Origin of the sequence: Pseudomonas sp. LAMO17WK12:I10, assembly GCF_900215185.1 — a bacterium.
In the GTDB taxonomy this organism is placed as follows: domain Bacteria; phylum Pseudomonadota; class Gammaproteobacteria; order Pseudomonadales; family Pseudomonadaceae; genus Aquipseudomonas; species Aquipseudomonas chlororaphis.
In genome coordinates, this window is sequence record NZ_OBDX01000002.1 from 304,035 (window position 1) to 326,458 (window position 22,424).

At 63.0% G+C, this 22,424-nt stretch carries 18 protein-coding genes and 1 pseudogene; 2 read left to right on the top strand and 17 right to left on the bottom strand.

The genetic code is table 11. The features are described 5' to 3' along the window. Positions 1-17 precede the first annotated feature (17 nt). From CRO75_RS03655 to rfbF, 7 genes are read right to left on the bottom strand one after another with little or no spacing between them, the layout of a single operon-like run. The gene (locus CRO75_RS03655; RefSeq protein WP_062823260.1) at positions 18-755 is read right to left on the bottom strand and encodes a cephalosporin hydroxylase family protein; all 738 of its coding nucleotides are present in this window, start codon (positions 753-755) and stop codon (positions 18-20) included. 19 nt (positions 756-774) lie between these two features. Beyond that, positions 775-1,845: a class I SAM-dependent methyltransferase gene (locus tag CRO75_RS03660; RefSeq protein WP_009042718.1), complete on the bottom strand. Its 1,071-nt coding sequence runs from the start codon at positions 1,843-1,845 to the stop codon at positions 775-777. Then, the gene (locus tag CRO75_RS03665; protein ID WP_177409720.1) at positions 1,835-2,692 is read right to left on the bottom strand and encodes an NAD(P)-dependent oxidoreductase; all 858 of its coding nucleotides are present in this window, start codon (positions 2,690-2,692) and stop codon (positions 1,835-1,837) included. The genes CRO75_RS03660 and CRO75_RS03665 overlap by 11 nt, the downstream gene beginning before the upstream one ends. A 5-nt stretch (positions 2,693-2,697) precedes the next feature. Beyond that, the gene (locus tag CRO75_RS03670; RefSeq protein ID WP_097134464.1) at positions 2,698-3,924 is read right to left on the bottom strand and encodes a class I SAM-dependent methyltransferase; all 1,227 of its coding nucleotides are present in this window, start codon (positions 3,922-3,924) and stop codon (positions 2,698-2,700) included. After that, on the bottom strand, positions 3,921-4,481 hold the full coding sequence (gene rfbC, locus CRO75_RS03675; protein WP_097134465.1) for a dTDP-4-dehydrorhamnose 3,5-epimerase: 561 nt from the start codon (positions 4,479-4,481) through the stop codon (positions 3,921-3,923). The genes CRO75_RS03670 and rfbC overlap by 4 nt, the downstream gene beginning before the upstream one ends. Next, positions 4,478-5,560, bottom strand: coding sequence for a CDP-glucose 4,6-dehydratase (gene rfbG, locus CRO75_RS03680; RefSeq protein WP_097134466.1), 1,083 nt, complete (start codon positions 5,558-5,560; stop codon positions 4,478-4,480). Before rfbG ends, rfbC begins: the two co-directional genes overlap by 4 nt. Continuing rightward, on the bottom strand, positions 5,542-6,315 hold the full coding sequence (gene rfbF, locus CRO75_RS03685) for a glucose-1-phosphate cytidylyltransferase (protein WP_009042713.1): 774 nt from the start codon (positions 6,313-6,315) through the stop codon (positions 5,542-5,544). The genes rfbG and rfbF overlap by 19 nt, the downstream gene beginning before the upstream one ends. A 75-nt stretch (positions 6,316-6,390) precedes the next feature. On the opposite strand from rfbF, the gene CRO75_RS03690 reads away from it, so the two are divergent. Further along, on the top strand, positions 6,391-6,834 hold the full coding sequence (locus CRO75_RS03690) for a hypothetical protein (protein WP_239990554.1): 444 nt from the start codon (positions 6,391-6,393) through the stop codon (positions 6,832-6,834). A 51-nt stretch (positions 6,835-6,885) separates the two neighbouring features. Then, positions 6,886-7,411, top strand: a pseudogene (locus CRO75_RS03695) (transposase); the annotation flags it as partial. Here CRO75_RS03695 and CRO75_RS03700 read toward each other — a convergent pair. From CRO75_RS03700 to CRO75_RS03745, 10 genes are all read right to left on the bottom strand, one after another. Next, on the bottom strand, positions 7,408-8,616 hold the full coding sequence (locus CRO75_RS03700; protein WP_097134467.1) for an MFS transporter: 1,209 nt from the start codon (positions 8,614-8,616) through the stop codon (positions 7,408-7,410). The pseudogene CRO75_RS03695 and the gene CRO75_RS03700 sit on opposite strands and share 4 nt — an antisense overlap. 107 nt (positions 8,617-8,723) lie before the next feature. Further along, positions 8,724-9,587 carry a LysR family transcriptional regulator gene (locus tag CRO75_RS03705; protein WP_177409718.1) on the bottom strand — a complete coding sequence of 288 codons (864 nt, stop codon included), beginning with the start codon at positions 9,585-9,587 and terminating at the stop codon, positions 8,724-8,726. Between the two features lie 547 nt (positions 9,588-10,134). Beyond that, on the bottom strand, positions 10,135-13,698 hold the full coding sequence (locus CRO75_RS03710; protein WP_097134469.1) for a glycosyltransferase: 3,564 nt from the start codon (positions 13,696-13,698) through the stop codon (positions 10,135-10,137). Positions 13,699-13,818: 120 nt separating this feature from the next. Then, on the bottom strand, positions 13,819-15,393 hold the full coding sequence (locus CRO75_RS03715) for a flagellar hook-associated protein 3 (RefSeq protein WP_097134470.1): 1,575 nt from the start codon (positions 15,391-15,393) through the stop codon (positions 13,819-13,821). A 13-nt stretch (positions 15,394-15,406) separates the two neighbouring features. After that, the gene (flgK, locus tag CRO75_RS03720; protein WP_009042710.1) at positions 15,407-17,458 is read right to left on the bottom strand and encodes a flagellar hook-associated protein FlgK; all 2,052 of its coding nucleotides are present in this window, start codon (positions 17,456-17,458) and stop codon (positions 15,407-15,409) included. 10 nt (positions 17,459-17,468) lie between these two features. Further along, positions 17,469-18,731 (bottom strand): flagellar assembly peptidoglycan hydrolase FlgJ, encoded by a 1,263-nt coding sequence (gene flgJ / locus CRO75_RS03725; protein ID WP_097134471.1) that lies wholly within the window; start codon positions 18,729-18,731, stop codon positions 17,469-17,471. A gap of 10 nt (positions 18,732-18,741) precedes the next feature. After that, a complete protein-coding gene (locus CRO75_RS03730; RefSeq protein ID WP_080748366.1) occupies positions 18,742-19,830 on the bottom strand; it encodes a flagellar basal body P-ring protein FlgI in 1,089 nt (362 codons plus the stop codon). Between the two features lie 27 nt (positions 19,831-19,857). Continuing rightward, on the bottom strand, positions 19,858-20,553 hold the full coding sequence (gene flgH, locus CRO75_RS03735) for a flagellar basal body L-ring protein FlgH (protein WP_007922701.1): 696 nt from the start codon (positions 20,551-20,553) through the stop codon (positions 19,858-19,860). A 52-nt stretch (positions 20,554-20,605) separates the two neighbouring features. Continuing rightward, the gene (flgG, locus tag CRO75_RS03740; RefSeq protein WP_009042707.1) at positions 20,606-21,391 is read right to left on the bottom strand and encodes a flagellar basal-body rod protein FlgG; all 786 of its coding nucleotides are present in this window, start codon (positions 21,389-21,391) and stop codon (positions 20,606-20,608) included. 45 nt (positions 21,392-21,436) lie between these two features. Then, positions 21,437-22,177: a flagellar basal body rod protein FlgF gene (locus tag CRO75_RS03745; protein WP_009042706.1), complete on the bottom strand. Its 741-nt coding sequence runs from the start codon at positions 22,175-22,177 to the stop codon at positions 21,437-21,439. Positions 22,178-22,424: the final 247 nt, after the last annotated feature.

The window sequence follows — 22,424 nt, forward strand, 5'->3', positions numbered from 1 at the left end:
CCTGCAAACCATTGAATTCAACGAACGCGACGCAGATAGCCATCCGGCGCCACGGTGATCAGCAGCTTGTTCTGCATCTGGTAGTCGATCTCGAAGTCGCGGTTCTCTTCCAGATAGGCCCAGACCGCGGTTTTCGGGTTGTCGCCCGGGCCCCATGGGCGGTCCGGGAAGAAGTCCGCCGGCATGTCCTCGACCACGGTGTCCATCACCACGCAGTAGCTGTCCACCGACACCAGCGGCGCGTACAAACGCAGCTCCTCGAGCACGTGCTCGTGGGTGTGGTTGGAGTCCAGGACCAGGATGACTTTCTTGCCCGCGGCCGCCGCGCGCACCTGCTCGGCAATCGCCGGATCGATGCTCGAGCCCTCGATCATCTGGATGCGCTTGCTCATCGGATGGCTTTCGATGGCTTCGCGGTTATGCGCGCGGATATCCAGGTCGATGCCCAGCACTTCGCCGTGGCCCTGCAGTTCGAGCAGCGAGGCGTAGTAGATGATCGAGCCGCCGTGGGCGATGCCGCATTCGATCACCAGGTCCGGCTTGACCCGCCAGATGATCTCCTGCATGGCCATCATGTCCTGGGGCAGCTGGATGATCGGGCGGCCCATCCAGGAGAAGTGATAGCTGTACTTGTGGCCGGCGGACTCGTTGAAGAAGTCGCGCGCCAGGCCCTTGAGTTTCTGGTCTTCGCCCTGGGCGCGGATCTGCTCCTGACACTCGGCTTCGAAGGCTTGAATGATGCTGTTGTCGGTCATGGTCGGGTCTCAATAAACGTCATTTGAACCAAGCGCTGTCGACCGCGTGATAGACATAACGCCCATCGGTCATGCGCTTGATTTCGTCGAGATAGTTGGAATTCATCACAAACAGCTGGGCGCCCTCGGGCAAGGTCGCCATGGCCTCTTCGGGGGACGACACACGGGCGCCGCTCAGGGGCAGGTAACGGCCCTGCTTGGCCGGATTGATATCCACCACCTGGTCCACCGAAACGCCCGCGCGCTGCAGGAACAGCGAATAGATCACACCCTTGGAAGACGCGCCCCAGATCGCCGAGCCCGCCTCGGGTTGGGCCTGGATGATCTGCTTGGCACGCTCGAGGCTGGCGGTGAAATCCAGCGGCATCTCCAGGCGCTCGACCGGCGTCTCGCCGGGCTCGCGCAAGGTGCCGAGGTCGGCCACCACGTACAGGTACTGGCCGCCGAACAGGTGGCCGGCTTCGTGCACGCTGCCGAACATCCGGCGCAGGTCGTCCAGGCGGAAGTAGTTGACGTGCTCGTAGAACACGTCGAACCAGGCGCGATGCTCGACGATCCAGTCGAAGCACGGCACTTCGATGTAGATCTGCCCGCCCCGGTTGGCCTCGGCCATCTGTGCCAGGAACGCCCGCGGGTCGGCGATATGCTCCAGCACATGGCGCAACACCACGGCATCGGCCGACAGGCCCAGGCCAGAGGTAAAGGGCGCCTTGATCACATCGGCGTTATCGCCTTCGTAGGCCGGGTCGATGCCGGTGATGCGGTAGCCCCGCTCACGCAGCAGCTCAAGGAAATAGCCCTTGCCGCAACCGACCTCGATCAGCTCGCGGCCCTTGAAATGCCGAGCGATGATGCCCTCGACATCCAGCAGGTGACGCTGGAACTGCGCCGAGTGGGCCTGCTCGTTCTGGTAGTCGCTGTCGTAGCTCAACTTGTCGGGGTCGAAAGCCTGGTTGAAGATCAGGCCGCTCTCCTCGTCCTGCACCAGCACCATGTCGGCACAGGCCGACGCCCTGGCGCTCTGCGCGTCGGCGAAGGTGCGATTCTGCAGCACCGGCAGGTCCATGACCCGATACAACTCATGCCCCATGTTCGGCTCCCAATAGTTGTTGCAGGCGCTGGTTCGCCCCCCAGAACGCCATGGGTTCGTGGGCGGGATAGGGGTAATGCCCAAGATTCAGGCGGATCATCGAGCCACGCTCGCGCACCCGTCGCTCGACCAGCGCACGAACCGATATCGGCTGGCCGCTGGAACAGTTGACCACCCCAGAAAATTCCCGCCGTTGCAGCAACGCCGCCAGGCTGGCGGCGGCGTCTTCGATGGCCAGGTAATCGCGCAGCTGTTCGCCGGCGGACATGTCGAACACCGCATCGCCGGCGTCGATCGCCCGGTCCAGGGCGGCCAGCAGGCTGTTGGGGTTCTGCCCGGCGCCATGCAGGTAGAACAGCCGCGCCCATTGCAGGGTGAACGGCAGTTGCTGCTGCAGGTTTTCCAGGAACAGCCGCAGGCTGTGCTTGGCCAACCCATAGGGATTGCTCGGCTGCGCCGGCGTCTGCTCGTCGAGCGGACCGCTCTGCATACCGTATTCGAAACAGGTGCCGGTGATCATGACCTGGGGCACGCCCGCCTCGACCGCGGCCTTGATGAACCGGTAGTCGGCCATCAGGTTGTGCTCGAAGTGGAACAGCGCCTTGTAATTCGGCAGCCCCGGCCAGGCCAGGTGCGCCAGGGCATCGACGCCCTCGACCAGGGCGGCGATATCGGTGTCGGCGGCATGCACGTCCGCGGCCACCCGCTCCACCGCTCCAGCCCAGGGCATGGCGGCCAGCTTTTGTGGGTCACGGGCCAGCGCCCGCACCTGGCAGCCGCGGGCCAGCAAGGCGGCGACCAGATGCCGGCCGACAAACCCGCTGGCCCCGGTGACCAGTACCTTCAGGCCACTCACAGCAGCTTCAACTCGGGCACGGCGATCACGAAACGCCCGCCCCATTGGCGAACGTGGGCCAGTTGCTCGCTGACTTCCGACAGCAGGTTCCACGGCAGCACCAGCACATAGTCCGGGCGCTCGCTGTCGATACGCTCGGGCGCGACTACCGGAATTCGGCTGCCGGGCAGGAACTTGCCCTGCTTGTGCGGGCTGGCGTCGGCGACCCAGGCCAGCAGGTCCGGCTTGATCCCGGCGAAATTGAGCAAAGTGTTGCCCTTGGCCGCGGCGCCGTAACCCACCACGCACTTGCCTTCGGCCTTGGCCTGGAGCAGGAAGCGCAGCAGCTCATGCTTGATCCGCTCGGCGGCCGGCGCCAGGGTTGCGTAGTACTCGGGGGTCTTCACGCCCGCGTCGAACTCGGTTTGCAACTGCTGCTGCACCGCCGGTTGCACGGCGCGGCGTTCGCCGTCCTTGCGCTGGACGAAAACCCGCAGCGAACCGCCATGGGTCGGCAGCTGGCAGACGTCGAAGACTTCCAGGCCGTTGCGCTCGCACAGTGCCTGCACCGCGGTCAGCGACAGATAGGAATAGTGTTCGTGATAGAGCGTGTCGAACTGCGCGCCGGCCATCAGCGTCAGCAGTTGCGGGAATTCGAAGGTGGCCACGCCGGTCGGCTTGAGCAGCGTCGCGAAACCGCCAAGGAAATCGTTGATGTCCGGCACATGGGCCAGCACATTGTTGGCGGCCATCAGGTCGGCGGCCCAGCCTTGGTTTTTCAACTGCGCGGCGGTGTCGCGACCGAAGAACAGCTCACGAATCTCCAGGCCTTTTTCCCGCGCGGCTTGCGCGGTGCTGCGGGTCGGCTCGACCCCCAGGCAGGCGATGCCACGCTTGGCCACGTATTGCAGCAAGTAGCCATCGTTGGCCGCGACTTCCACCACCCGGCTGTCGGCCCCCAACGCGAAACGCTCGACCATCTCGGCCACGTAGCGCTCGGCATGCTTGAGCCAGGTGCTGGAGAAGGAACTGAAATACGCGTAGTCGGCATCGAACAGGCTATCGGCGCGGGTGTAGTCCTCGGTCTGCACCAGCCAGCAGGCCTGGCACACCTGGACTTTCAGCGGCACCCACTGCTCGGCCTGCTCGAGCTGTTCGGCCCGCAGGTAGGCGTTGGACGGCGGCGAGGTGCCCAGGTCGATCAGAGGCAGGCGCAGCGGGGTGCCACAACCGCGGCAGTTCATAAACGCACTCCAGCGAACTCGGCATCGAGCCAGGGATGACGCTCATCCCTGGCCGACAGATTATTGACAGGCAGCGGCCAGCTTATCGTCAGGCGCGGGTCGAGCACCGAGAGCCCGGCCTCATGCTCAGGGGCGTAATCGGCGCTGTGCAGGTACAGCAACTCGGCGTCGTCGCTCAGGGCCTGGAAACCGTGGGCGAACCCGGCCGGCAGCAGCAGGCTGCAGCCGTCGCCGGCGCGCAGGTGCTCGGCGTGCCACTGCAGGAAGGTCGGCGAGCCCTGGCGCAGGTCCACCGCCACATCCCAGACTTCGCCGCGCAGGCAGGTGATCAGCTTGGCTTCCGGGCGCGCCGCGGTCTGGTAATGCAGGCCGCGTACGCTGCCGCGTAAACGGGTGCAGGAATGGTTGATCTGGCGGATATGGAACGGCTGGCCGAAGGCGCTCAGGCTGCCTTCGCAGAACAGGCGGGAGAACTGCCCGCGCTGATCCTCATGGCGCTTGTGCTGGACACTGAACAGGCCGTCCAGCGGCAAGGCGTGCAGCAGGAATTCGCTCACAGCGCCCCCCGATAGAGGTTCAACTGGTCCAGGGTGACGGCGCGCATGTCGTCGCCACGCTGCCAGGCCAGATGCCAGTCCAGGGTCTGCGCCAGGCATTGCTGCAGCGACCAGCGCGGCTGCCAGGCCAGCAGCTGGCGTGCGCGGCTGCTGTCCAGGCGCAACAGGCCGGCTTCGTGCAGCTCGCTCGGCTCGATCCGCAGCCCGGGGGCGGCCGGCCAGCGCGCGGCCAGCAACTCGACCACTTCACCGACGCTGCACATGTCCGCTTCGCTTGGCCCGAAGTTCCAGGCCCCGGCGAACCGCGGCCCTTGTTCGTAGAGGCCGGCGGCCAGTTGCAGGTAGCCGGCCAGTGGCTCCAGGGCGTGCTGCCATGGACGCACCGCCTGCGGATAGCGCAGGGTTACCGGCTCGTCGGCCGACCAGGCCTTGAGCACATCGGGGATCAACCGTTCAGGAGCAAAGTCGCCACCGCCCAACACGTTGCCGGCGCGCGCCGTGGCCAGGGCCAGGCCATGCTCGGCATGACGCTCGGCCGGGAAGAATGAAGCGGCATAGGACTGCGCCAGCAACTCGCAGCACGCCTTGCTGCTGCTGTAGGGGTCATGCCCGCCCAGGGCTTCGTTTTCACGGTACGGCCACAGCCATTCCTGGTTGGCGTAGACCTTGTCGGTGGTCACCAGCACGCAGGCGCGCACGCCGCCGACCTGACGGATCGCTTCCAGCAGGTTGAGGGTGCCCATCACGTTGCTGGAGTAAGTACCCAGCGGGTCGCGATAGCCTTCGCGCACCAGCGGCTGCGCCGCCAGGTGCAGGACGATTTCCGGCTGCGTCTCGGCGATCAGCTCCAGCAAGGCGCCAAGATCGCGCAGGTCGCCACGCTGGTCGTTGATGCCCTCGGCGATCCGCGCCAGCTCGAACAGGCTCGGCTCGGTCGCAGGGTCCAGGGAGAAGCCACTGACTTCGGCCCCCAGGCTGTGCAGCCACAGGGTCAGCCAGCTGCCCTTGAAACCGGTGTGGCCGGTCAGCAAAACCCGCTTGCCACGCCAGAATTGCGCGCTCAGGCCCATTGCTTCCATGGGGCCTCCCCGCTCTGCCAGAGTTGCTCCAGGTGGTTCTTGTCACGCAGGGTGTCCATCGGATGCCAGAAGCCGTCGTGCTGGAAGGCATGCAACTGGCCTTGCCGGGCCAGGGTGGCCAGCGGGCCGGCTTCCCACACCGTGTCGTCGGCCGTCAGCAGCGGCAACACCTTGGGCGACAAGACAAAGAAACCGCCATTGATCCAGCCACCGTCACCGCGAGGCTTTTCGGTAAAGCCCAGGACGCTGTCGCCGTCGCGCTCCAGGGCGCCGTAACGACCGGGCGGCTGCACCGCCGTGACGGTCGCGTGCTTGCCATGGGCCAGGTGGAAGTCCACCAGGGCGCCGATATTCAGGTCGGAAACGCCGTCGCCGTAGGTAAAGCAGAAGGCTTCTTCGTTCTCCAGGTAGCGCCCGGCCCGGCGCAGACGGCCGCCGGTCATGGTTTCCTCACCGGTGTCGATCAGGGTCACGCGCCAGGGCTCGCTGTAGTTCTGGTGAACGTCCATGCGGTTTTCCCGCATGTCGAAGGTGACGTCGGAGGTGTGCAGGAAGTAGTTGGCGAAGAAGTCCTTGATCGCGTACCCCTTGTAGCCCAGGCAGATCACGAAGTCGTGAATACCGTGGGCGGAGTACTGCTTCATGATGTGCCAGAGAATTGGCTTGCCGCCAATCTCGATCATCGGCTTGGGCTTGAGATGGGACTCTTCGCTGATGCGCGTGCCCAGGCCACCCGCCAAAATAACTGCCTTCATCGTCTCCCCTCTTGTTCCTCACAGGGCCCTGCCAAGCTGCAGCGAGCTTCTTGCAGGCCTTCTGGATAAAACCTTGTGCCGTTGGCGGCGCCTTCCTTTCAGCGGAAACGCTCGTTTTATGGCGATATCGAGGGGGGCTTGCAGGAAACGCGCCAGCTCAAAACCCATGATAAATGGCCTCGGAAGCACGAATTGCAGTACTGCAGCGCCAAAAAAACCGCCAGTTGGATCAGCGACTGGAGCGAGGCCAAAAGCAACCAGAAGAAGTACGTATTTGGCTCTTACATCGAGACGCTGTACACCGTCACCGGCGACTCGTTGCTTGGCGCCGCCAAGGCCGATCCGCGCTTTGCCAAACCGAGCGATGAAACCAGCCCCGAACAACGGCAGACCATCGTCGATTACGTCAACACCAAGCGCCAGACCCAATGGTCGGGTGCCAGCGCGGGGCGATTGCCGCCGCCAAAATGCGCATGCGCACCAGCCTGGGGGCGCTGTACCCACGTTACGAAGACCTGATCGAGACACCCTCGAGGACAATGTCGAGGACGCCCTCGAGGGCGCCAAGATGCCCGCCGCAAGTTTTTTGATCTGCGCGTGGCGAATAAAAACCAGTTGGCCGAACAGACACTGTACTCAATTGGCGGCCTGTACGAAGTTGAACGCCAAGCGCGAGACATGAGTGATGAGGATCGCTGGCGAACAAGAAAAGGCAGCACCGATAATCAAAACGCTGCATGACTGGATATTGGCCCAGCGAGATCTGGCGCCTAACGGATCGGCAACTGCCAAATCCCTGGATTACAGCCTTAAACGCTGGGTAGCGCTGACGCGCTACCTCGATAATGGGGCTGTGCCCATCGACAACAACCAGGTCGAGAACCAGATACGGCCGTGGGCATTTGGACGCTCGAACTGGTTGTTTGCGGGGTCGCTACGCAGCGGAAAAAGGGCGGCAGCAATCATGAGTTTGATCCAGTCAGCGCGCATGAACGGGCACGATCCGTACGCGTATCTGAAGGACGTTCTGACTCGTTTGCCGACGCAGCGCGCTAGTCAGATTATCGATCTGTTGCCACATAAGTGGGCTATTTAAGCCTTGCCATCTGTACGAGCTTGACTTTGATTCGGGACGCGCCTCCAAAGCTGCATAAGCGCCAAAGAAGCAAGACTTGCGATACTGAGCGCAAGTGAACTGATTCCAATGCTCAACCCCCAGAAGTCGATCAAGTAACCAGTTAACACCGGAATCGCACCGGCGGGCACATATCCCCCCATGTTGAATACGGCGTTGGCTTCGGCTCTGCGTTGCGCTGGCACATTGTCAGCAATAAGGGTCAGTCCACCTAACTGGCCCAAGCCTTGACCGGCGCCTGCCAGTAGCGCAGAAGTGATCAGCCATGGTGCGGAGCCGGTTTCTAGCGCGATCCATACGAAGACCATTGATGAAATAGTAGCGATCCCGCTTAGCGAAAATACGGTACGGCTGCTGAATTTCTTGGCCGCGAACTGTACGGCTACGGCCACGAGGAACATTGAAAAGGCCATACAACCTGTTACAAGGGGGCTGTTCACGCCCAGAAATGTGGCTATCAGCTTGGGGCCGAGCGACAGGATGAATGAAGTCGATGTGATTCCAGGGCCGAAGAACGCTATCCCTAACAGCACGATGCCGAAACTTTGCTTAGCAACGGTGGGCAAGCGCGGTTTAAACGAACCGACCCCAAGCTTCAGGTTCTTCTGATTAAACAGCGCCACGAGCGCCACGCACAAAATCACAATCTCAATTCGGAAGACTGTGTGGATCGGGTTTGGAAAATATTGCGCCACGACCCCCGCCAATAACGGCCCGGTGCCTGCTCCGGCCACCATTGCGACAGACGCCATTAGAGAAGCAAAGTGCTTACGATGCGGCTGAGCGTGCTCAACAACATTCGCCATCCCCCCAGATACAACGAGGCCAACCGAAACGCCTGTGAGAAAGCGTGCGAGCATCAAGACGCCAACGCTGCTGGCCTGGTCGAAAAGAATCGCTGCGACGATAGCAAGCCCCACACAGGGCAGGAGGAGTGCTTTGCGCCCGTAGTGGTCGGACAACTGCCCCGCGACGGTGAGAGTAAGAAGGAGGCCGATGATGTAGCAGGCAAATATCACGGTCAGCACCCCGGATGTGAAGCCGAGGGATTGCTGCCAAGAGCTGTAGAGCGGCGTAGCAGCATTCGACAGTATAAAGATCGCGGTCACGATCCACGCTGTGCGGTACACAGCCATTGAGCTTTGTTTGGGGTGGGTACTGCTCATTGGTGAATAGCCTCTATCTTCAGCCAGAAATTCAAATTCTGACTAGGGTAGAGATATGCCAGGGTGACGGCCTATTCGCTAAAACCACAAACGGGATGTGAAAAAATTCACGGCTCCCGCGCCAGCGTTAGCCCCTCCATAAGGAAATCCAAGACTGCTCGGATTTTTAGAGAGCTGCGGAGATCTTCATGAAACGCGAGCCAGATGGGCAGTTCCAGCGGTGTGTGATCCACATCAACGATAACCCTCGTCAACCCATACTCCATGCCTAAAAAATCCGGCAGGAAAACGATGCCAGCATTACCTACGGCAGCTAATGCCTGGATGCGCAGGTCATTGCTGGTGACGGAGAGCGGCCGTCCACCCAGCCGATCCAGGAGCCATCGCTGCTGTATCGAATCGTCCATGCTACGGTCGTAGCCTATGAACTCGAACTGTTCAGGTTCACGTTGATTGATGTAGTCCTTGCTAGCATGAGGGTAAAAACGCAAGGAGCCGAGGCTTTTTGCGACGACGCTCTGTTCTTCCGGTCTGCTGAAGGTAATGGCAATATCGGTTTCTTTCCTTGCCAACGAAGCGGCGGACTTAGCTCCAACGAGCCTGAGCTGTAACCGGGGATACCGCTCGCGCAATACTCCGAGCCGCCGAGCTATCAAAGTTCCGAGGTACGCAGGAGGTGCGGACAAGATTACCTCACCCTCAATGCAACTTTCTTCCCCGTCAGCGAATCGCCTGAGTGCAAGTGACGCAGACTCCATCTGCGCTGCATATTCACCTACCCTCACACCATCCTCGGTCAGCTGGTAAACACGGCCCCTACGATCTACAAGCTTCATGTTCAAAGAGGCTTCGAGGGCAGCTATTCGGCGAACCACAGTCGCGTGCTCCACCCCCAGCGAACGTGCCGCAGCGGCTAAGGAGCCCTCATGAATAAAGGCAAAGAAAAAACGGAGGCTATCCCAGTCGAGCATATTAATCATCAGGTGTGGTTACGAGAGGCTTTTCAGCAAGCTATAGGCCTAGCTTACCGAGTAATCAGGTGACACTGCCGCATAAAGGTTGGACTCAAGGTCGTCCCAGGTTATTGACCCTCAAGAACCGCCTATGCGATGACAGCAGTCACGACGAACATGGCATGTTCAGTCCCCCGAGGCTTTTAGAACAACGGACACGTTCGCGGCTGACATGGGCACACCTGTCTTACCGTCATCGCTCAGAAGTCGGCTTCACTGCTCGCCACGCTCACGTCCATGTGCGCTTAAGGGATCGCTTCCAGCAACCCGACGTTGCGATTGCGCTTTCAACCCAGTTAAGGCCAGTTTCATGTATTGCACAGACGCTTACCGATGTTCTTCAAGGGGATCGCGCGCAGCGCCGGACGGCGAAGCCGGACGCATCGAAAAGAGGTCGAAGTGATGGACACCGAAGCGAGGGCCGTACGCAGGGGCATGAACGGGCCACCCCACAACGCCAAGCACAATATGCCCGGCGCCTCCCCCCTGCGCTTCCCCGCCCCTGTCAGTCCGGCAACCAGCCCTTCATCCACAGATTCAGGTTATTGCCCCGCAACATGTAATCGCGCAGCACGTGCTCGCGCAGCGCATCGCCCATGCGGTAGCTGGCAGCGGGATCGGCCAGGTGCATGCGGATCGCTTCGATCCATTCCCGGGTGCTGTTGCTGACGACCTTGGTACACGGCAGGTAGCCGCGATAGGCCGCGGTGTCGGTGCAGATCACCGGATAACCGCAAGCACCGTATTCCAGGAGCCGCAGGTTGCTCTTGCAGTCGTTGAAGATGTGGAACTCCAGCGGCGCCAGGGCCAGGTCGAGATTGAGGCTGGCCAGCCTGTACGGGTAAGCCTGCAGGCTGATCAAGGCGTGGAACTCGTGGACATACGGCCGCAGTTCGTCCGGGCACATGCCGAAGAACACCCATTCGACTTCATTGGCCAGTTCGCGCACCACCTCGGCGATGACTTCCAGGTCGCCGGTGTGACTGGTCCCCCCTCCCCAGCCCACCCGCGGCTTGCTTGAGGTACCACGGCGGCTGGTCAGGCTGCCCCAGGGGTCGACCGGCAGCATGTTCGGCACGATCCGGATGTCGCTGTGCATGCCCGACAGCGCATCGGCCAGCGGCTGCGTGGTGACCACCACCCGGTCGCACAGGGCGATGCCCTGGCGCAGCAGGGCTTCGGTGTTGAGCGGTATGTTGCGCGCGTGGCTGTTTTTCTTCGGCGCACTGACCACGTAGTCGTCCAGCTCGAAGACCCGCAGGGCACTGGAGTACTTTTTCATGCGCTGGATATCGCTCACCGCGCCGTCGCTGTAGCGGCACTGCAAGATGATCGAATCGGGGGACAAGCGCTCGATTTCCACGTTCGCCGGGGACTCATGGGCCACTCGACCGATCAGCCGTCCCTCTTCCTCCAGCGCCGTCAGCGGCGCGATCACCCGGTAATGACCCACCGCCATGTTGTTCACCGGCAAGCCGAGCACCAGCGGCAAGGCCCGGGTCGAGAACGGATTCCAGTTATCGCGCAACCCCACTTCCAGGCTGAAGCTGGAATAACCCAGGCTCAGGGCCGGGTTGTAGGCCGGGTCACGGGCGACCTGAGGCATCCAGTTGCGGTAGAACGTGTCTTCCTGCGCCTCCAGCGCTTCGGGCTCCGCTGGCGCCGTCTCGGCCGGCATCAACACCAGGCTGGCATGAGGCGTCCAGACCACCAGGTAACCGTCGCGATTGATCCGCAGGCACAGGTCGACATCACTCAGGCCCTGGGAATAGTTGACCTCATCCAGCCCGCCGACACTGTCGAATACCTCCTTGCGCACCAGCAGGCAGTCGCCGCTGACCGCGCTCCAGCTCTGCGGCACTTGCAAGCGCTGCATGTAACCGCGGGCGCTGGCGGCCTCGCCATGGAACGGCGAACTGGCGGCTCCAGCCAGGCCGAGGATCAACCCGGCGTGCACGATCGAGCCGTCCGGCCCGAGTATTCGCGCGCCCACCACCCCCACCTCCGGGCGCCGGGCGTGGTTGAGCAGTTCGTCCAGCCAGTCGCCGGAGCAGATCAAGGCATTGGCATCGAGCAACAGCAGGTATTCGCCGCGCGCCTGTTGCGCCGCGTAATTACGGACCGCCGCCGCAGTGCCGCGGCCGGCGAACGGCAACACCCGCAACATGTCGGCACCGAGCTGCGCCATGGCCTCCAGCCACGCGGCCATGGCCGGGTCGCGGCTGCCGCTGTCGACGATCAGGATCTCGTAATGGCTGTAGGCGGTCTTTTCGATCAGGCTTTCGGTGCAGCGCTGCAAAGCCGCCAGTGAATCGCCAGCCTGGATGATGATCGACACCAGCGGCCGCTGCGGGAACAGGTAGTCGATGTGGTTGAGCAGCGGCAATTCGTCGTGGCGGATGCGGTGCTCGACGCCGATTCTGTCCAGATGCGCGCCGACCAGGCCGGCGTTGCCCTCGATCACTGCGGGCAGCGACAGCCAGTCGGCGAAATTGAACGGACTCTCGACCTGGATTTCTGCAATATGTTCGATGGTCTGCGGCCCCGCCTCTTCCACCAGGCGCCACAGCAGGTCATGAGGAGCCAGCTCGCCAAAGGCCGGGTCGAAACCGCCCAGGGTCAGAAAGCGCTGGCGCTCGAATGCCAGCGTCCGGCCGACGTAGGGGTAACCGCGCATCAGGTCTAGGTTGAAATCAGGCTTGAACACCGGGTCGCTGGACTCGCCTTTGACCAGCGCGCCTTCGTCGCTGTAGACGCACAGCGCGCCCGGGCTCGCGGCAATGCGTTCGGCAAGGATCAGCAGCGCCGACTCCTTCAAGGTGTCACCCGCGCGCAGCAAGTAAAACCAGTGGCAACCTTCCAGCTGCGGCACCAGCGCATTGAGCTGCTGTGGCCACTGCGCCTCCAGCGGCAGTTGCAGCACGCGTTCGTGCTCCGCGCACTCGGCATCGGACAGGACCAGGATCGCCTGCGGCGCATACAGCTGCCGCGCCAGGCTCTGCAGGGTCGACTCCAGGGCCACGCTATCGGCGTCCACGTCGATCACGACGGGCACGATCTGCGGCCGTGTCGGCCAGCTGGCGATGCGCTGTGGCAGGTGGCGTTTCTCGGTGTCGGTAAAACGCCGGATCGCCAGCCACTCCTTGTAGAACTCGGCGTAACTTTCACTCTCGCCGCCGACCCGGCCATTGACCACCGTACTGCGGTTGCCCAGTACCCGGGTCACGCACAGCTCGTCCCACTGCCAGCCGGGCTGCGCCATGTTCTCCAGGTCCACATAGCGTACCCAGCCCTCGGCCGGGGCCGACTCGCCGCTGCGCGCAGCGAGCATCTGCGCCAGCCAGTCCCATTCAAGTTTCGCCACGCGCTGCACGTGCGGCTGCTTGCTCAGGCGCTCCGGGTACAGGCGCTCGGTGCTCAGCACGGTATTGAGCAGCGCCAGGTTGCCACGCCGCATCAGGCACACGAACAGCGCCAGATCCAACAGCGCGAGGAAACCCGCGCCCTCTTGCGTCAGGGCTGGCAACAGCTCCAGCACGTCGACACGGCGCATCAGGGTCGAGCTGAAATTACCGAGGAAGTGACGCGGCGTGCTCTCGAGGATCGCCAGCATGTCGTCGCCCTTAAGCATCGCGTCGTTCGGCGACAGCCGGGCATTCTCGACCCGCGGCGGCAGAATGAAATTGCCAGCGTCGCTCAACACCCGCAAACCGCAGACCAGATTGATCTCGGGGTGATCGGCCAACACCTGCGCCTGCATGGCAATGCAGGGAGCGAACAGACGGTCATCGTCGCAGAGGATCTTGATCAGTTCGCCCCGCGCCTCTTCGACACAGCGCAGCAGGTTTTTCTGCATGCCCAGGCACTGCGGGTTGCGCAGATAACGCACCGGATGGGGCGGCTCGGCGATGGCCTCGACCGCCTCACGGATCTCATCGCCAGCCGAGTCGTCGCAGATGACGATTTCGATCCGCTCCCAGGTCTGGGCCAGCGCACTCTCGAACGCCTGGCTGAAGAAGCGCGGATTGAAGGCAGGGATGACGATGCTGACTAGCGGACGTTGATTCACGACGGGAAACTCTCGAGCGGCGGGCCCGGCCTGGTCAGGCGGGCCGCGGAACCGCTTAATGAAGACGGTTGGCGGCTCGGCGGTGCGGCCGCGCTCACAGGAGCGCGACCGGGCTCAGGCTCAGACCTTGTTGAACAGGCCCAGCTGGGAAATCTTGCTGAAGGCCAGCTGCGAGGCTTGCAGCATGGTCTGTTGCAGGGTCAGGCGGGTCATCACCTCGGCCGGGTCGGAATCGCGGATTGCCGACTGGGTCTGGGTGTTGGCGGCGCTCAGGCTCAGGTTGGTCTCGTTCTGGATATCCAGCGCCGACCCACGACCACCGATATCGCTGACCGCGCTCGCCACCTGGTTGGCACCGCTGGCCAGGTTGGCCATCCCCGCCTGCAACCCTGCGTTGAGTTTCTGGATGGCGATCGGATCACCGTTGGTCGGTGTATCCAGCACCGAACGCAGCTGGCTGATGGTGTCGAGGACGTTCTGGGTCTGGTGGTTGTTGACCGCCACCACATACTGGTCGCCCGCCGCCGGCGTACCGCTGAAGGTGAAGCCCACGCCAGACGCCGTGGCAGTGGAGCCGGCCATGGTGCCGGTGGAGACCGGCTTGCTGTCGGCGGTCAACGGCGACGCATACAGCTCGTAGTCGGTGGCGCTGGTGAACTTGAGGATCGCACCGCCGCTCGGGAAGCTGGCGTTGTAGGCGTTGCTGTTGCTGACGCTGGCACCGGTCACCACCGCGGTCGACGGGTTGCCCGGGCTGCGCGAGACGTTGAAGGAGTCAGGCTTGGCCGCCAGGGTGAAGCTGTGGCCGGCGATCTCCGTGTTCGGGGGGGTGGCATCGCCGGGTTTCAGGTTGATGCTCAGGCGCAGATCGACGCCACGGAAACTGACGGTCTGTGCCTCGGCGCCCTTGCTGGAGCTGAAGGAGCCATTCTGGCTGGCCTCGGACGTCACGTCGTTGCCGGCGCTGTCGGTGATCTTGAACTGAGTGCTGCTGAGGAAGCTGATGGTATACGGCTCGCCGCTGCGGAACTCGCTGTTGTACTTCGGATTCGAAGACACCTGGCCGTTGGACAGCGTCACCCGGCCATCATCCACCGCCGGGGCGGTCATGCTGACCTGGCTGCGGCTGGTGTTGATGGCTTGCTGGAAGGCGGCCCAGCCGGTGGTATTGGTGGCCATGGACATGGTGTCGCCCACCGGCAGGTTCAGCGTGGTCTGGTCGCCGTTGTAGCTGTAGGTGCCGTCGGAGTTGCGGGTGAACGGTACGGTGTCGCCCTGGGAACCGGCAAAGATGTACTTGCCGTTTTCATCCTGGGTATTCATCAGGCTCAACAGCTGCTCTTCGATCTGCGCCAGCTCGGCGGCGTTGGCCTTGCGGTCGGCGTCGGTGTAACCGGCGCTGCCCGCGCCGGTCGCCAGTTCCTGGGCACGCGCCAGAACGTTGGTGATGCTGGTCAGGACCGATTCGGCCTGGCCCAGGGACGCCTTGATCGAGGTGGTGTTGGCCGAGTACTGGCTCAACAGCGAAGCCTGCTGGCCCAGTTGCAGCAGGCGCGAGGCGCCTACCGGATCATCGGCCGCGGTGTTGACGCGAACCAGGCTGCTGGCCTCTTCGCTGCTCTTGACCGCATTGGCGAAGTTCTTCTGGTAGTTGGCAGCCGAGGACTCGTAAAACTGGGCGGTGGAAATACGCATGGACTACGACTCCTTAAAGGCTGTTGATCAGGGTGGCGAAGGTTTCCTGCGCCGCCTTGATGATCTGCGAGGACGCGGTGTAGTACTGCTGGTACTTGACCAGGTTGCCGGTCTCTTGATCCAGGTCGACCCCGGACAACGAATCCCGCGCGCCCTTGGCGTTGGCCAGGATCGTCTCGGTGGCCGCGCTGTCGAGCTTGCCCTGGCTGGCCTTGGCACCGACGTTCTCCACCAGCTTGCCGTAGGCGTCGACCAGGGTGATGCCCTTGCTGGCCGAACCGGTATCGACGGTCTGCTTGCTCTGCAGGCCCGCCAGGGCGGTGCCGTTGCGGTTGTCGGTGGAACCGGCGCCGTTGAACTTGACGTTCAGCCCTTCGCCTTCCTTCGGCGAACCGGCGACGCTCATTTCCACGGTGAAGGTTTTCTGTACCGGCGGTGTGCCGCCGTCGGTGATCGGGTTGCCGCTGGCATCGACCATCTTGATCTGCAGGTTCAGGGTGTTGTTCTGCCCCGGGACGATCGAACCGGTGCCCATCAACGTGCCCTTGGCATCGTAGTACTTGTAGCCCTGGCTACCGCCCGCGGGGGCGTCGAAGACCAGCTTGACCGGCACCGAGTTCTTGATCGCGGTCTGCATCTCGGCATTGGCGGCCGAGTTGTAGATGTCCAGCGCCGGCTTGACTGTCGGCAGACCCGGAATGCTCAGCGAACCGGTGGCCCCCGGCAGTACCTCGGCATTCAGCGGCGCGGCGATGGCCAGGCGCTTGGCGTCGGTCAGCTCGGTCTTGATCGTGGTCGCCGCGTTACGGGTCGGGGTGATCTTGAAACTGTCGCCGGCGCTCATCGCCCCGCCGTTGAGGCTCAGGGTAAAACCGTCGATCACCGGTGGCGGCGTGGTGGTGGTGCTGAACGCGCCCAGGCTGGTGCCGTCGGAGCGCTTGACCGTGTAGTCGGTAGCACTGGTGAAGGTCACCTGGTAGTCGCTGATGGTCAGCTTGCCGGTGTCCTTGATAGTCACGTCGAGGTTGCCCGAGCCTGCGCTGTTGTTGCCGTTGGCAATGCTGCGCTGGCTGATCAGGGCCGCACTGTTGATGTTGTTGAACAGCGCCGCGCCGAACTCGCCGTTCTTGTCGATGCCTTGTCCGAGCTGGCTGTTGACCTGGTCGGCGATCACCAGGGCCACGCGCCCCAGTTCGTTCATCGCCGGGTCCAGCACCTCGTTGCGATAGCGCAGCAGGCCGCCGATCTCGCCACCGGTGACCACCGAGGTCACATCGATAGTGCTCGAACCGCGATTGAGCTGCAGCGAGGAACGGGTCGGGTCGGTCTTGCCGGCAACCACTTCCAGCTTGCTGGAGGTGTTGCCCACGACCAGCGGCTGGCCGCTGCCCAGGTACAGGTCGACGCTCGAGCCGCGCTCCGAGACATCCACTTTGACGAAGGTCGACAGCTGGCGCAGCGTCTCGTTGCGCGCGTCGAGCAGGTCGTTGGGCATGCCGCCGCCGCTGGAGACTTCGGAAATCTTCTGGTTCAGCTGGGCGACAGTGGCCGCCAGCTTGTTGACCTGGTCAGCCATGCTGCTCAGGTTGCCGTTGATGTTGGCGTTCTGCTCGTTCAACTGGCTGGAAACCGAGTTGAAGCGGTTGCTCAGGGCTTGCGCATCGCTGAGCAGCAATTGGCGCGAAGCATCGTCGGCCGGCTTGGCGTTGACGTTCTGCATCGAGGCAAAGAATTTGGTCAGCGCGCCGGTGATGCCGGTGCCGCTGTCCGACAGCAACTTGTCCACCGGGGTGATCTGCCCCAGGTAAGCGGCGGCATCGCTGTTCAGCGAGGTGGTGGTCTGCAGCTGGGCGTCCAGGTAGCTGTTGTACACCCGGCGCACGTCGGCCAGGGTGGTACCGCTGCCGATGAAGACATTGCCGTACTGGTTCGAAGCCTTGCTGCCCTGCACGGTCTGCTGGCGCGAATAACCGGCGGTATCGGCGTTGGCGATGTTGTTACCCGTGGTCATCAACGACGTTTGGCTGGCTGACAGCCCCGACATCCCGATATTGAGCAAACTCATGATTCAGACCTTATAAATTCGTGGAAGCGCCCGCCGCAGCGTAGTTCTCGTAGCTCTTCATCTGCTTGGCAATCTGCGAAATCTTGCTTGCGTAGTCCGGGTCGGTTGCATACCCGGCCTTTTGCAACTCGCGTACAAACTGTTCTGGGTTATCGGCCGACTTCAGCACTTCTTGATAGCGATTATTGCTCTGCAACAAGGTCACCAGGTCGTGGAAGCTGTCCTGATACGAGGCATAGGAACGGAACTCGGCCGTCTCCTTGACCATCTGGCCATTTCTGAATTCGCTGGTGATCGCCCGCGCCTGGTCGCCCTTCCAACTGCTGCCGGCCTTGATGCCGAACAGGTTGTGGCTGCTGCTGCCGTCCTGCTGGCGCATCACCGATTTGCCCCAGCCGGTTTCCAGCGCGGCCTGGGCCACCAGGTAGCGCGGATCGACACCGATGCGGTCGGCGGCCTGCTGCGCCATCGGCAGCATGGTGGCGACGAATTCGTCCGCCGAGCTGAAGGCTTTCTTCGCCGGCGCCAACGGTGGCTGGGCCACGGCGCGACCGTAGATCTGCATGCGTCCGTGGGGCACCGCGGCAAAGCTGCGCGAGCTGTTCTTGACCAGCGCGTCAGTAGCGGCCGTGGTGCGTTCCGGCAAGGCCGTCCTGTTGACGGCGGCGCTGTCGGCCGACGGCACGATGCCCGCCAGCAGGCGATCGGTCAGCTTGCTCGGCAGGGAAATACGCCGCTGGTTGAGCAGCGCCATATCGTTATGGGTACCGCTGTCGGCGGCGCGCTGCGGTTCCAGCGCACGAGACGCCCACAACGGACGCTGGCCATTGACCCGCGACAACGGCCCGCCCAAAGCGGTGGTGCCGGCAGCGATGGCGGTTGGCGTCGCGACCTTTTCAGCCTGGGCGCCAGGCAAGGTCGCCGCCGCGGCAGGATTAGTGGATTTGTTCTTCGACATCTGGCGCATCAGCACATCGGCCAGGCCGATGCCGCCACCCTCGCGGGACATGGAAACCGCCAGTTGCTGGTCGTACATTTCCTGATATTGCTTGGCCGCCGGGGTGTTGAGCGGGTTGTCCTTGCCCAGCGCTTCGGTGGCCGAACGCATGGACTTGAGCATTTCGTTGAGGAACAGCGACTCGAACTCCTGCGCCACCTTGCGCATGTTGGCGTCGCTGTTCTTGTCGCCGACCTTGAGCTGGTTAAGCCGGTTGAGGTCCGAGTAGGAACCCGAATCGCCGCTGCTGACCAGGCCGCTCTTGCGAATATCCATGGCCCCTACCTCAAATCACGATCAGGTCGGCTTGCAGCGCGCCGGCCTGTTTCAAGGCTTCGAGGATCGCCATCAGGTCGCCCGGTGCCGCGCCGACCTGGTTCACCGCACGCACGATCTCGTCGAGGGTGGTGCCCGGGCCGAACTTGAACATCGGCTTGGCTTCCTGCTCGGCGTTGACCCGCGAGCGTGGCACGACCGCGGTCTGGCCGTTGGACAGCGGGCCCGGCTGGCTGACGATCGGGTCTTCGGTGATGGTCACGGTGAGGCTGCCGTGGGTCACGGCGGCTGGCGAGACCTTGACGTTCTGGCCGATGACGATGGTGCCGGTACGCGAGTTGATGATGACCTTGGCCACCGCCTGCCCCGGATCGATTTCCAGGTTCTCGAGGATCGACAGATAGTCAACGCGCTGGCTCGGATCGAGTGGCGCGGTAACGCGGATAGAACCGCCGTCGATGGCCTGGGCCACGCCCGGGCCGAGCATGTCGTTGATCTTGTCGACGATGCGCTTGGCGGTGGTGAAGTCGGAACGGTTGAGGTTCAGGGTCAGGCTGTTGCCCTGGTTGAAACCGCTCGGTACCGCGCGCTCCACCGAGGCACCGCCCGGGATGCGACCGGCCGACGGAACGTTGACCGTGATCTTCGAACCGTCACGACCCTCGGCGTCGAAACCGCCCACCACCAGGTTGCCCTGGGCGATGGCGTAGACGTTGCCGTCGATCCCCTTGAGTGGCGTCAGCAGCAAGGTGCCGCCGCGCAGGCTCTTGGAGTTGCCGATGGAGGACACGGTGATATCCACCTGCTGCCCCGGCTTGGCGAACGCCGGCAGATCGGCGCTCACCGATACCGCCGCGACGTTCTTCAACTGCACGTTGCCGGAACCCGGCGGCACCTTGATGCCGAACTGCGACAGCATGTTGTTGAAGGTCTGCAGGGTGAAGGGTGTCTGGGTCGTCTGGTCGCCGGTGCCGTTAAGCCCGACCACCAGGCCGTAGCCGATCAACTGGTTGGAACGCACGCCGGAAATGCTGGCGATGTCCTTCAGCCGTTCGGCTTGAGCGTGGCAGGCCGCCGAAAGCAACAGCGCGGCCAGCATGAGGCGTTTGAAATTCAACGTAGCCACCTAGAAAGGGAACAGCGGGCTGAGGAAGAAACGGTCGAACCAGCCCGGCTGGCTCGCATCGGCAAAGGCACCGGTGCCCGAATAGGTGATGCGGGCGTCGGCGACGCGGGTCGAGGACACCGTGTTGTCGGTGGCGATATCGTCGGCGCGCACCAGGCCGGCAATCCGCACCAGCTCGTCGCCGGTGTTGAGGGTCAGCCACTTCTCGCCGCGCACGGCGATGATGCCGTTGGGCAGTACGTCGGCCACCGTCACGGTGATCGAACCGGTCAGGCTGTTGCTCTGGCCGGACTTGCTGTCGCCCTTGGTGGCCCGGTCGCCGCTGTAGCCGACGTCCAGGCTCAAGTCGCCGCCGCCCACCGGGTTATTGGTGCTCAGGCCGCCACCGAAAAACGAGGTCAGGCCGATGCCAGTCTTGCTGTTTTTGTCGACCTGCGAGTTGGCGTTCTTGCTCGCCTGGGTCCGCTCGTTGAGGGTGATGGTGATGATGTCGCCCACGCGGAACGCCTTGCGATCGCTGTACAGGTTCTGCTCGAAGCCGGCCTGGTAGATCGAGCCGTTGTTGGCCGCAGCCGGCAACGGAGTACGTGGCAACACCGGAGCGTAATACGGGTCATTGGGCTTCGGCGTCGGGGCCACGCAGCCTCCGAGCACAACGAACCCACTCAATGCGAGAACAGATACAAAGCGATTCATGACCCTACCTCATGGTGTTGCTGGCGGCCCCAGGGCCGCCCCTAGGACTTGATTACAGATTCTGCGTGACGAACGAGAGCATCTGGTCGGCGGTGGAGATCACCTTGGAGTTCATCTCGTAGGCGCGCTGGGTGGTGATCATGTTGACCATCTCCTCAACGGTGCTGACGTTGGAGGTCTCCAGGGTGTTCTGCAGGGTGGTGCCAAAGCCGTTGAGGCCCGGGGTACCGACTTGCGGCGCGCCGCTGGCGGCGGTTTCCAGGAACAGGTTGTTGCCCGTCGCTTGCAGGCCGGCCGGGTTGATGAAGTCGGCGGTCTGCAGGTTGCCGATCACTTGCGAGGCCGGGTTGCCGGCGGTGGTGATCGAGACGGTGCCGTCCTGGCCCACGGTGAAGGTCTGGGCGTCGTTCGGCACGACGATCGCCGGCTCCAGCGCGAAGCCGTTGGCGGTGACGATCTGGCCGTTGGAATCCAGGTGGAAGGTGCCGTCACGGGTATAGGACGTGGTGCCGTCCGGTTGCAGGACCTGGAAGAAACCGCGGCCGTTGATGGCCATGTCCAGCGGCTGCTCGGTGGTCTGCAGGCTGCCGGCGGTGAAGTTCTTCTGGGTGCCGACGATGCGCACACCTGTACCCAATTGCAGGCCCGACGGCAGCTCGCTGTCCTGGGTCGACTGGGCGCCAGGCTGACGCTTGATCTGATACAGCAGGTCCTGGAACTCGGCGCGATCACGTTTGAAACCCGTGGTCGAAACGTTCGCCAGGTTGTTGGAAATGGTGGTCAGGTTAGTGTCCTGGGCGGACAGACCTGTTTTGGCAACCCACAGAGCCGGAAGCATTCGATTCTCCTCGTGCGCCTGTTTTACGGCGCGACGTACTGGTAATTAGCTGATCTGCAAGACCCGAGCCATGGCCTGGTCGTCTTCTTTGGCGGTGTTCATCATCTTGATGTGCAGTTCGAACTGCTTGGAGAGCGCCAGCACCGAGGTCATTTCCTCGACCGCATTGACGTTGCTCGACTCGAGGAATCCCGAGACCAGTTGCACATTGGCGTCAGCCGCTGCCGGCTTGCCGTCCTTGGTATGGATCGAACCGTCCAGACCCTTGGTCATGTTCTTCAGGTCCGGGTTGACCAGCTTGATGCGGTCGACCTCGGCCATCACCCGTGGGCCTTCACCCATGGCGCGGATGCTGATGGTGCCGTCCTGGCCGACTTCCACCTGCTGCTCCGGCGGCACGGCGATCGGGCCGCCGTTGCCGATCACCGGCATGCCGTTGCCGGCGCGCAGCACGCCCAGGGCGTCGATGTTCAGGCTGCCGGTGCGCACGTAGCTTTCACCGCCCTCCGGGGTCTGCACGGCGATCCAGCCATTGCCGCTGACCGCCACGTCGAGGTCGCGACCGGTTTCCACCAGCGAGCCCGGGGTGAAATCGGTAGCCGGCCGTTCGGACATGGCAAAGGCCCGCGCCGGAAAGCTGTCACCAAACACCGGCATCGAACGCGCCTGCTCCAGGTCGCGCTGGAAACCGTTGGTGGAGATGTTCGCCAGGTTGTTGGCATGCGCCTTTTGCGCCAGCGCATTCTGGCTGGCACCGGTCATGGCCACATAAAGGTACTTGTCCACAGTCTTTCCTCTGCATGTCGGACGTTTGCCGTCCACCGCTGTACTGCTGAGCCATAAGCAATAAGCGCACCAACTTGTTTTGCAGGCGGTCGAAGGCAGGAAATCCGGGAGCTTGAGGGCGTTCGAAGGGAATCGGGGGATTGTGTCAAAGACGAAAAACCGGCGCAGATATGCCGCTTACGGCAAGCCTCGGCCTCCAGGGCACTCCTGAGCCTCGCCACTGCTCCTGTAGCCGCTGCCGCAGGCT

What these genes read in the sequence shown, in the direction of transcription:
- CRO75_RS03655 (WP_062823260.1), bottom strand. Translation starts at nt 755, where the DNA reads ATGACCGACAACAGCATCATTCAAGCCTTCGAAGCCGAGTGTCAGGAG.
- CRO75_RS03660 (WP_009042718.1), bottom strand. Translation starts at nt 1,845, where the DNA reads ATGGGGCATGAGTTGTATCGGGTCATGGACCTGCCGGTGCTGCAGAAT.
- CRO75_RS03670 (WP_097134464.1), bottom strand. Translation starts at nt 3,924, where the DNA reads ATGAACTGCCGCGGTTGTGGCACCCCGCTGCGCCTGCCTCTGATCGAC.
- rfbG (WP_097134466.1), bottom strand. Translation starts at nt 5,560, where the DNA reads ATGGAAGCAATGGGCCTGAGCGCGCAATTCTGGCGTGGCAAGCGGGTT.
- rfbF (WP_009042713.1), bottom strand. Translation starts at nt 6,315, where the DNA reads ATGAAGGCAGTTATTTTGGCGGGTGGCCTGGGCACGCGCATCAGCGAA.
- CRO75_RS03700 (WP_097134467.1), bottom strand. Translation starts at nt 8,616, where the DNA reads ATGAGCAGTACCCACCCCAAACAAAGCTCAATGGCTGTGTACCGCACA.
- CRO75_RS03705 (WP_177409718.1), bottom strand. Translation starts at nt 9,587, where the DNA reads ATGCTCGACTGGGATAGCCTCCGTTTTTTCTTTGCCTTTATTCATGAG.
- CRO75_RS03715 (WP_097134470.1), bottom strand. Translation starts at nt 15,393, where the DNA reads ATGCGTATTTCCACCGCCCAGTTTTACGAGTCCTCGGCTGCCAACTAC.
- flgK (WP_009042710.1), bottom strand. Translation starts at nt 17,458, where the DNA reads ATGAGTTTGCTCAATATCGGGATGTCGGGGCTGTCAGCCAGCCAAACG.
- flgJ (WP_097134471.1), bottom strand. Translation starts at nt 18,731, where the DNA reads ATGGATATTCGCAAGAGCGGCCTGGTCAGCAGCGGCGATTCGGGTTCC.
- CRO75_RS03730 (WP_080748366.1), bottom strand. Translation starts at nt 19,830, where the DNA reads ATGCTGGCCGCGCTGTTGCTTTCGGCGGCCTGCCACGCTCAAGCCGAA.
- flgH (WP_007922701.1), bottom strand. Translation starts at nt 20,553, where the DNA reads ATGAATCGCTTTGTATCTGTTCTCGCATTGAGTGGGTTCGTTGTGCTC.
- flgG (WP_009042707.1), bottom strand. Translation starts at nt 21,391, where the DNA reads ATGCTTCCGGCTCTGTGGGTTGCCAAAACAGGTCTGTCCGCCCAGGAC.